Here is a 9,030-nt window from a genome sequence, read left to right as displayed (position 1 = left end):
ATCGGAATCAACGACAAAATGTGCATTAGCAATGCAGGTACTGGATAACAAAAATTATGATTCAATCGACGAAGTGTATTTTAATAACGGCGACACATATGGAGAGCTGATGTCAGCTTTAAATGAGTCTTCCAAACAGCAACTACTAGACAATGTAGCTATACGTGTAAGTAAATATGCAGCATTACATTATGACGGGAATATTGTCCCTGTATTGTTTGAGTATGTTTTTAGTAAAGAATGCAATAATTTGTACTTTTCCGATAGTTTCAAAAAAAAGCATTCCAATTTAATTGACGCCTTAAATAGTTTAGGCTGACTTGCTCGTTAAATGTTTGGTTTTAATGGTGTTAATACAGCCACATAAAAACGTTTAAGAACGACAACAAACGTTTTCCAAAGCACTACAAACAACTCAGGTTCTCCTTTCCCACTAGCTCGGTGCGAGTTGCTTCTTATCACCAATATCAAACACTTCGCTTGAAAAGCGGGCTGTAAACCCTGATATAGTAGGCAGTATCCTTTAATTAAATGCCGCTATTTATGAGCCCATCCCGATTATCGCGCTTAGGCGCTAAAGCCGACGAGCTGGCTAAACTCAGCATGGACAAACAACTGCGCCTTGCCGTTACGGGCTTAAGTGGTGCGGGTAAAACGGCGTTTATTACTTCGCTGGTGAATCAGTTGTTATTGGGCGCAGAGAACCACCAGCTGCCGCTGTGGACGCTGGCGCGTAAGCAGGGCTTTTTGGGGGCCAAGCGGGTGCCTCAGCCGCATTTGCATTTGGCCAGTTTCGACTATCTTGGCGGCATGCAGGCGCTGCAAAGCCAGCCGCCGCGCTGGCCTTCGCCCACCGATGGGGTGAGCGAATTACGTTTAAAACTGCGTTATAGCCCACAATCACTTATCTGGCGCAAGCTTAGCCACACCGCCACACTCAACCTAGACATCGTGGATTACCCCGGTGAATGGCTATTGGATCTACCGCTATTAGACATGAGCTATCAGCAGTGGTGTGAGCATATTGCCAACAACCTTCAGCACGCGCGCAAGGCTGAGTTAGCCCAGAGCTGGCAAGCCTTGCTGCAAGGCTTAGACGTACACAGCCCAGCCGACGAAAACACCTTGGCCGACATTGCCAAGGCCTACACCGAGTATTTGCATCGCTGTAAAGATGAGCTTGGCCTGCATCATATTCAACCGGGGCGTTTTGTATTACCGGGGGAACTGGCCGGTGCGCCAATACTGGCCTTCTTCCCGCTGCCGCCTGCTCTATTAAGCGAACCCAGCGGCAGCCGTAAAGCGCAGAAAGCCAGTTATTTAGGGCTATTAGAGCAACGTTTTGAATATTACAAAGAGCACGTTGTAAAGCAGTTCTACCGCCAGCACTTTGTTAAATTTGACCGCCAAATCGTGCTGGTTGACTGCTTAAGCCCGCTGAACAGCGGCCACCAAAGTTTTTGTGACATGCAGCTGGCGATAAACCAAATACTGCACAGTTTTAACTACGGCAAAACCAGCCTACTGCGCCGCCTGTTTGCACCGAAAATCGATAAATTGGTATTTGCCGCTAGCAAGGCCGACCATGTCACCCCCGAGCAACACGACAAACTGGTACAACTGCTGAGCCAGCTGATTGCCGAAGGCAAACGCCATGTGAAATTTGAAGGCATTAGCACCCAAACCATGGCGCTGGCCTCTATCAAGGCCACTCAAAGCGGTAAGGTACAAATCAATGGCCAGTCTTTCAGCGCCTTAAAAGGCATATTGCAAAGTGATGCCGACAGCCAAAAAGTCACGACGGTATTTCCCGGTGAAGTGCCCGCCAGCCTGCCCAAGCCAGAGTTTTGGCAGCAGCAAGGTTTTGAGTTCAGCCCTTTTCAGGCGCCGCAGGCCAATAGCTTTGAAGCCCTGCCGCATATTCGCATCGACCAAGCCATCGAGTTTTTACTAGGAGACAAATTTAAATGAGCACTCCACTAAAACAGCGCCAAGAATTCACCGATGAACAACTCGCTGAGCAACTATTAGAGCAAGCCAGTCAAGCGCAGCCCAATAAGTTGGCGGCGAAACAAGTGGCCGATGAGAGCGAGCAGTGGCAAGCCGATGCCGACGATGAGCAGCCGCCGATAAACCTAGAGCTACAACCCAAACGCAGCAATCCTTGGCTTAAATACGGCTTAAGCGCCGCCTTAGTGATTGCCCTTGGCGAACTGGGTTTAAGCCTAGTTGAGCTATGGCAAAGCTCGCCGCTACGCGCGGCTATTTACAGCGCGGTAATGGCCAGTTTAGGCATTGGTTCGCTGGTCTTTGGCCTAAAAGAATTACGCCGTTTACGCCGCTTAAAACACTACCAAAAGCAGCAGCAACACGGCCAAGAGCTCATGCAAATTCAACAACTCGACAGCGGCCAAGCCCAGCGCTACTGCGAGCAAATTGCCAAGCTACAAGGGATTAACGACACCGAGGAATACCTTAAGTGGCAGCAATGGTTAAACGACAGCCACAGCAGCCAAGAAATAGTTAGCCTGTATAGCGAAACCGTATTAAGCCCGATGGATCTGCGCGCTAAACAAGCCATTGCTAAGTGGTCCAGCGAGGCGGCCATTTTGGTGGCCATTAGCCCACTGGCGCTGGTCGACATGCTGATTATGTTTTGGCGTAACCTTAAGATGATTGAAGAGCTAGCCAAAATTTACGGCATAGAACTGGGCTACTTAAGCCGCATCCGCCTCACTAAAAGTGTGTTTGCCAACATGATTTATGCCGCCGCCAGTGAAGTCGTGAGCGACTTAGGCAGTGATTTATTAGGCGCCGAGCTGACCGCCAAGTTATCCAGCAAAGCCGCCCAAGGCATAGGCGCAGGTCTGCTTACTGCAAGGCTGGGTTTTAAAGCCATGGAGCAATGTCGACCAATTCCATGGACGCAAAACAATCGCCCTAAAACCAAGCAACTTAAAGCCATGCTGCTGGAAAAAGTAAAACAAAAACTCAGCACAAAAACTGAAGCGAACTAGCGCCAAACTCTGGCGCTTATAGCCTTAGGCTCATCAGCCAGTCGTCCATTACATAGCCGCCGCCAATGTCGGCGCATTGTTCGCCAGTTTTCACAAAACCCAACTTTAAATAGGCGGCGATGGAAGCATGATTATCGCGGTTTACGGTAAGCTTTATTTCACTCAAACCGCATTGCTTGGCGAAGTCTTTTACAAAGGCCATGGCCTGTTTGCCCAGGCCCTTGCCGCGAGCAGCGCGGTGAATATACAGTTTGCTTAAAAACAGCGCCCCATCCTTGGGCTGCACGCCCACATAGCCCAGCGCTTGGCCCTGCTCTTCCAACAAGTAATATGCGTAATCTTGCGCGGCGATTTGCTCGCTAATAATGGCCAAAGAGTGGTAGTGCGCTAACATGTACTCCACCTGAGCGCGGCCAATAATCGGCGTAAAGTGCTCTAACCAAATCTCTCTGGCCAAATCTGCCAAACGCTGTTGTTCTAAGGGCTTAATAACTGGACAAAATTCCATTCAGGCTCCGTTTATCTCGGTTTATAATGAGGCGCGTCGCTATAAAATATCATTGTGCCAGATGAAAAATAGCATGGTGTTTAGCCTGATCTAAACATTACAGCGCTCACACTTTTAGTGTAAAATTGCCGCAAAACGCCCACGCTCAGCTCGGCCCACTCTTAGGCCCAGCTCATCAATATGAAAGGTTTTCACTGAAATGATTAAACTTATCGCCCTAGATATGGACGGCACGCTGCTCAATGAAGAGAAAAAAATCACCCCACGCACCCACCAAGCCATTCAACAGGCTAAACAAGCCGGAGTAAAAGTGGTATTGGCTTCGGGCCGCCCACTGCAAGGTCTGGTTCCTTACTTAGAGCAATTAGAGTTAACCAGCGATGAAGACTTTGTGATTTCTTACAACGGCTCATTGGTGCAACGCGTAGGCAATAGCGAGATCATTCATAAAACTGCTCTTAATGGCAAAGACGGCAGCGAGCTACTAAAAGTAGCCCAGCGACTAGGTGTATATATTCATGCCTTCTCTGCTGAACATGGCCTCATTACCCAGCAGCACAACCCTTGGACCGACATTGAGTCTTCAATAAATGGCATCGATGTGAACGAATTCGACTTTGCCCAACTGTCTGCCGACGACGCGCTAGTAAAAATCATGTTTGTTGCCGAAGAAAGCGTACTCGACCAAGCCATTGCCAACTTGCCAGCCGCACTGCGCGAGCAATACACGGTGTGTCGCAGTGCCCCCTTCTTCCTTGAATTTTTACATCGCGACAGCAACAAAGGCGTGGGCGTAGCGCAACTGGCGGCTATTCTTGGCCTCAGTGCTGAGCAAGTCATGTGTGCTGGTGATGCCGAAAACGATCTACAAATGCTGCAATACGCGGGCCTTGCGGTAGCCATGGACAACGCCGATCCAGAGCTAAAAGCCATTGCCAATTACATCGCTCCTAGCAATAAACAAGACGGTGTGGCGGTAGCCATTGAAGAAAAAGTGCTGAACAGCTTGTGCGTAGAAAATACCTGTAATTAAGCTTAGCTACGGCAATCATAAGCATCCTTATGATTGCCGCCTTCTCAAGCTTTAGCTTTACTTGGGCTTTAGCTCAAAAACCAACTGCCGCTAACTCGCATTGCAGACTAGCTTAAAAAGAATAACTAAAGTTACTCCAACCTAGCGTATCCTTCTCAGCGACGTTGTTCTTAGCGCAGTGCTCTAGCTAAAGCCCTCATAAGCTATTCTCGCTAAACATGTAACCCGCGCCTACTTCCCAAACTGTTTGGCACTAGCAACAAGCAAATGGCTTAAACAGCATGTATTTTAGAACAAGCCGTGAAACTAGAAGACTATCTTTAAACACAACAAAGCTATAAACAAAAGCGGGCTTATTCGCCAGCCTCAGCCGCCACCAATTTTTTCATGGCGCGTTGATAACTTTCGATTTTCTCTATCTGCTGCATGTAGCGTTTAATCTGCGAATAAGGCGACATATCACAGCGCTGCGCGGCCAGTTGCAGTACCAACATCATTTGAAAATCCGCCCCCGATAGCTGCTCACCGGCAAACCAAGTGTGCTTAGCCAAGTGCTGCTCTATCTGCTGTAACTGCGGCACAATGCGCGGCTCAATAAACATGTTATTTAAGCCATCAACAAACTTACGGATGATCGGCTTGGCAAAAAACGGCATCGGCTTTTCTAAGGATTTGTTTAATACCAAGCGCATCACCAATAGAGGCATCATCGAGCCTTCGGCAAAGTGCAGCCAGTAGCGGTAATCTAATAAAGCCTGACCATCTTTAGGGCGAAATTGCTGCTGCTCGTCGTAGTTATCGATTAAATATTCGATAATCGCACCCGATTCGGCAATCACCAGCTCACCATCGCTAATCACCGGTGCTTTTCCCAAGGGTGAAACTTGCTTAAGGCTTTCTGGTGCCCCGTAGGTTTTAGGGTCTCGCTGATAAGCACTAATCTGATAGGGCAATTCCAGCGCTTCTAATAACCAAGCGATGCGGTTAGAGCGAGATTGAACCAAGTGATGCAGAGTAATCATGGGTATCCTTGTTATAGCTTATGCATGTAACCATTAATCTAAAGCAATCCTCAAACAGGTCAAATTTAAATCCTCCAACAAGAAAAACCGCCCAATAAATTGCTCACTTTGTAAGCAAATTGCCATAAATAAGTCACCAAACTGACATGTCTAGATAAGCTGACTGTCATATTTCCCGCCTAAGTTAGAGTGCAAAACAACGGCAGGATGGATCTATGAACCAGCAAGTTATTTCGGTACAACAACTGAACAAACACTTTGCAGATAACCACGCGCTTAAAAATGTTGAGCTGAGCGTGGCTCAAGGTGAAATGGTGGCGCTGCTGGGCCCCTCTGGTTCAGGCAAATCAACCCTACTTCGCCACTTAAATGGCTTGGTTCGCAGCGATAAATCCGCCAAGGGCTACGTTGAAGTATTGGGCATTCCGGTGCAAAAAGACGGTAAATATTGCGCTAGCGTTCGCCAAAGCCGCAGCCAAACTGGCTATATCTTTCAGCAATTTAACTTAGTTAATCGGCTAAGCGTGCTAAACAATGTACTGATAGGCGCACTTAGCCGCACCCCCAGCTGGCGCAGCCTTAGCGGGCATTTTAGCTTAGCCCAAAAGCGCCAAGCCTTGGCGGCATTAAAGCGGGTGGGTTTAGAGCAATTTGCCCTACAACGGGTCTCGACTCTCTCTGGCGGCCAGCAGCAACGCGTGGCGATTGCTCGCGCGCTAATGCAGCAAGCCAAAATCATATTGGCCGACGAACCGATAGCCTCTTTAGACCCTGAATCATCACGCATCGTGATGGAAATTCTGCGCGATATTAACCAACAAGAGGGCATCGCGGTAGTGGTCACCTTGCATCAAGTGGACTACGCCAAACGCTATTGCCCACGGGTAGTGGCGCTCAAGCAAGGTGCAGTATTTTACGACGGCCCCAGCGAACAGCTAGACGACAACAACTTAGCCGCCCTATACGGCTCACAAAACCAAACATCACAGCAACAACAAACACCTCAAACAGTTCCACAACTATGGCCACAGACGGCCTAACCCACTAAAGGAGATAGATGGCATGTTAAAGCTAATCAAGCAAACAGCCTTTGCCAGCGCGGTAATGGCTGCGGCGCTCAGTTCAAGCATGGTCAACGCGGCAGACAAAGCCATGGAGACCATTAATTTTGGGATTATTTCTACTGAATCTCAGCAAAACCTAAAAACCACCTGGATCCCCTTCTTAGAGGCCATGGAAGAAAAAACCGGCTACAAGGTAAAAGCCTTCTTCGCCCCAGACTACGCTGGCATCATTCAGGGCATGCGCTTCGACAAAGTAGACGTAGCTTGGTATGGCAACAAGTCGGCCATGGAAGCAGTAGACCGCGCCGGTGGTGAAATCTTCGCCCAAACCGTTGATGTAACAGGTAACCCCGGTTACTGGAGTGTGCTAGTAACGCACAAAGACAGCCCGCTAAACAACTTAGACGACGTGATTGCCAAGCGCAGCGAACTGACCTTTGGTAACGGCGATCCTAACTCTACTTCGGGTTTCTTGGTGCCGTCTTACTACGTATTTGCCCAAAACAACATCTCAGTGTCTGACTTTAAACGCAGCATGAACTCGGGTCACGAAGCCAATGCCCTCGCCGCTGCCGCCAAGCAAGTAGATGTGGCTACCGGCAATACTGAAAACATGGATCGCTTAAAAGTCACTGCGCCTGAGAAATTTGCTCAGTTAAAAGTGATTTGGAAATCACCGCTGATCCCATCAGACCCCATCGTATGGCGTAAAAACCTACCAGAAAGCGTAAAAAGCAAGGTTTACGATTTCTTCATGAACTACGGCAAATCGGGTGACCCACAAGAACTGGCTATTTTAGAGCAGTTGCAATGGGCACCTTTCAAAGCCTCTAGTGACCTACAACTACTGCCTATTCGTCAATTGGTGTTGTTTAAAAACCGCATCAATACCGAAAACGACAGCAAGCTTTCTAAGGCAGAAAAAGCGGCTGAGTTAGCGGTTATCGACGCACAATTGGCTGACCTAAATCGCCAACAAAGTGCCATTACCGCGATGGCGCAATAAATCACACTAGCTGGGTTTCGACCCAGCTTTTGTTACCACCACTTATCTAGACAAGTTGGATACACACATGACCAGCGAAACCGTCATCCTCGAACAACACAGCAAGCCTTCTTGGCTAAGCCTGTTTGCCTGGGCTCTTGCTCTAGCGGGCCTAGTATGGAGTTGGCAGGGAGCGGAAATTGCCCCGCTAAAGCTCTACCAAGACGCAGGTAACATGGCCGAGCTAGCCAGTGACTTCTTTCCCCCCGACTTTAGCGACCTTAGCTACTATCTAGAAGAAATGCTCATCACCCTACACATTGCTATTTGGGGCACCATTTTCTCGATTATTTTATCGGTGCCCTTTGGCCTGATGTGTGCCGAAAACATGGTGCCGGCTTGGGTCTACCAACCGATGCGCCGCCTGATGGACGCCGCACGCGCAATTAACGAAATGGTGTTTGCCATGTTGTTTGTGGTGAGTGTGGGTCTGGGCCCCTTCGCCGGGGTAATGGCGCTGTTTATTCACACCACGGGGGTGCTTGCCAAGCTGTTTTCTGAAGCGGTAGAAGCCATCGACCCCGGCCAAGTAGAAGGGGTGAGAGCCACCGGCGCCAACAAGCTAGAAGAAATTGTTTATGGGGTGATCCCACAAGTATTACCCCTATGGATCTCCTTCTCGCTGTACCGTTTTGAATCCAATGTTCGCTCAGCCACCGTGGTCGGCATGGTGGGAGCTGGCGGCATAGGAGTGATTCTTTGGGAGAGCATTCGCGGTTTTATGTTCCCGCAAACCTGCGCGGTGATGATCATCATCGTAGCCACCGTCAGCTTATTAGATTTTGCTTCGCAGCGCGTGCGTAAGCTGTTTATCTAGAGTATTCACAAATGTCTCGTTACCAAGAAATTGCCCTTAGTTTGGAACAGGAAATCACTACCGCCTACCAAGCCGGTCAGTACCTTCCGCCGGAGCAACGCCTCGCCGAACGCTATCAGGTGAATCGCCATACCCTACGCCGCGCCATCGACGAGCTGGTGCTAAAAGGCTGGCTGCTGCGTCAACAAGGCAAGGGGGTATTGGTATTGAGTAAGCCGGTGCGTTACCCGCTGCATGCAGGCTCTAAATTTACCGATAACTTGTTAAATGCCGGTGCCAAACCCAATAGTCGCTTGCTCAGCCTAAGCCGAGTAAAGGCCAGTGCTCAGGTGGCCAAGGGCCTAGGTTTAAGCCTTGGTGAGCCGGTCATTCAGCTAAAAACCTTGCGTTTTATCGACCAAGTGCCGGTGAGCATTGTCTTTCATCACCTCTTATTAGGTGAGCATGAGGCCAGCTTAAACCGCTATCGACACGGTTCACTGCATACCTTTTTAAAGCAGCAACACAACATTAGCCTGCGCCGC

10 protein-coding genes are annotated in these 9,030 nt (G+C 49.0%); 8 read left to right on the top strand and 2 right to left on the bottom strand.

Going from position 1 to position 9,030, the window contains the following annotated elements; all coding sequences use genetic code 11:
• The 3 genes from ACQY6Q_RS11845 to ACQY6Q_RS11835 all read left to right on the top strand — a co-directional run.
• Positions 1-319: hypothetical protein (locus tag ACQY6Q_RS11845; RefSeq protein WP_427981686.1), on the top strand; the 319-nt coding region annotated here is incomplete at its 5' end.
• Between the two features lie 224 nt (positions 320-543).
• The gene (locus ACQY6Q_RS11840) at positions 544-1,971 is read left to right on the top strand and encodes a YcjX family protein (RefSeq protein WP_427981684.1); all 1,428 of its coding nucleotides are present in this window, start codon (positions 544-546) and stop codon (positions 1,969-1,971) included.
• Positions 1,968-3,017 (top strand): YcjF family protein, encoded by a 1,050-nt coding sequence (locus ACQY6Q_RS11835; protein WP_427981682.1) that lies wholly within the window; start codon positions 1,968-1,970, stop codon positions 3,015-3,017. Before ACQY6Q_RS11840 ends, ACQY6Q_RS11835 begins: the two co-directional genes overlap by 4 nt.
• A 16-nt stretch (positions 3,018-3,033) precedes the next feature.
• Here the strand turns inward: ACQY6Q_RS11835 and ACQY6Q_RS11830 are convergent, their stop codons facing one another.
• A complete protein-coding gene (locus ACQY6Q_RS11830; RefSeq protein WP_427981680.1) occupies positions 3,034-3,525 on the bottom strand; it encodes a GNAT family N-acetyltransferase in 492 nt (163 codons plus the stop codon).
• 199 nt (positions 3,526-3,724) lie between these two features.
• Here ACQY6Q_RS11830 and yidA point away from each other — a divergent pair, with 199 nt between their 5' ends.
• On the top strand, positions 3,725-4,558 hold the full coding sequence (yidA, locus tag ACQY6Q_RS11825; protein WP_427981678.1) for a sugar-phosphatase: 834 nt from the start codon (positions 3,725-3,727) through the stop codon (positions 4,556-4,558).
• 353 nt (positions 4,559-4,911) lie between these two features.
• On the opposite strand, the gene ACQY6Q_RS11820 is transcribed toward yidA, so the two are convergent.
• Positions 4,912-5,580: a glutathione S-transferase family protein gene (locus ACQY6Q_RS11820; RefSeq protein ID WP_427981676.1), complete on the bottom strand. Its 669-nt coding sequence runs from the start codon at positions 5,578-5,580 to the stop codon at positions 4,912-4,914.
• 215 nt (positions 5,581-5,795) lie between these two features.
• On the opposite strand from ACQY6Q_RS11820, the gene phnC reads away from it, so the two are divergent.
• The 4 genes from phnC to phnF all read left to right on the top strand — a co-directional run.
• Positions 5,796-6,620, top strand: a complete 825-nt coding sequence (phnC, locus tag ACQY6Q_RS11815) for a phosphonate ABC transporter ATP-binding protein (protein WP_427981672.1) — start codon at positions 5,796-5,798, stop codon at positions 6,618-6,620.
• A gap of 22 nt (positions 6,621-6,642) precedes the next feature.
• Positions 6,643-7,650: a phosphonate ABC transporter substrate-binding protein gene (phnD, locus tag ACQY6Q_RS11810; RefSeq protein ID WP_427981670.1), complete on the top strand. Its 1,008-nt coding sequence runs from the start codon at positions 6,643-6,645 to the stop codon at positions 7,648-7,650.
• Between the two features lie 67 nt (positions 7,651-7,717).
• Entirely contained in the window at positions 7,718-8,506 is a 789-nt protein-coding gene (gene phnE / locus ACQY6Q_RS11805) for a phosphonate ABC transporter, permease protein PhnE (protein ID WP_427981669.1), read from the top strand.
• Positions 8,507-8,517: 11 nt separating this feature from the next.
• Positions 8,518-9,030: phosphonate metabolism transcriptional regulator PhnF (phnF, locus tag ACQY6Q_RS11800; RefSeq protein WP_427981668.1), on the top strand; the 513-nt coding region annotated here is incomplete at its 3' end.

The sequence above is a fragment of the Agarivorans sp. genome, from assembly GCF_050295395.1.
In the GTDB taxonomy this organism is placed as follows: domain Bacteria; phylum Pseudomonadota; class Gammaproteobacteria; order Enterobacterales; family Celerinatantimonadaceae; genus Agarivorans.
This window is presented reverse-complemented; position numbering and strand designations above follow the sequence as displayed.

Bases quoted from the DNA above. Each gene is read 5' to 3' on its own strand.
- ACQY6Q_RS11840 (WP_427981684.1), top strand. From the start codon at position 544: ATGAGCCCATCCCGATTATCGCGCTTAGGCGCTAAAGCCGACGAGCTG.
- ACQY6Q_RS11835 (WP_427981682.1), top strand. From the start codon at position 1,968: ATGAGCACTCCACTAAAACAGCGCCAAGAATTCACCGATGAACAACTC.
- ACQY6Q_RS11830 (WP_427981680.1), bottom strand. From the start codon at position 3,525: ATGGAATTTTGTCCAGTTATTAAGCCCTTAGAACAACAGCGTTTGGCA.
- yidA (WP_427981678.1), top strand. From the start codon at position 3,725: ATGATTAAACTTATCGCCCTAGATATGGACGGCACGCTGCTCAATGAA.
- ACQY6Q_RS11820 (WP_427981676.1), bottom strand. From the start codon at position 5,580: ATGATTACTCTGCATCACTTGGTTCAATCTCGCTCTAACCGCATCGCT.
- phnC (WP_427981672.1), top strand. From the start codon at position 5,796: ATGAACCAGCAAGTTATTTCGGTACAACAACTGAACAAACACTTTGCA.
- phnD (WP_427981670.1), top strand. From the start codon at position 6,643: ATGTTAAAGCTAATCAAGCAAACAGCCTTTGCCAGCGCGGTAATGGCT.
- phnE (WP_427981669.1), top strand. From the start codon at position 7,718: ATGACCAGCGAAACCGTCATCCTCGAACAACACAGCAAGCCTTCTTGG.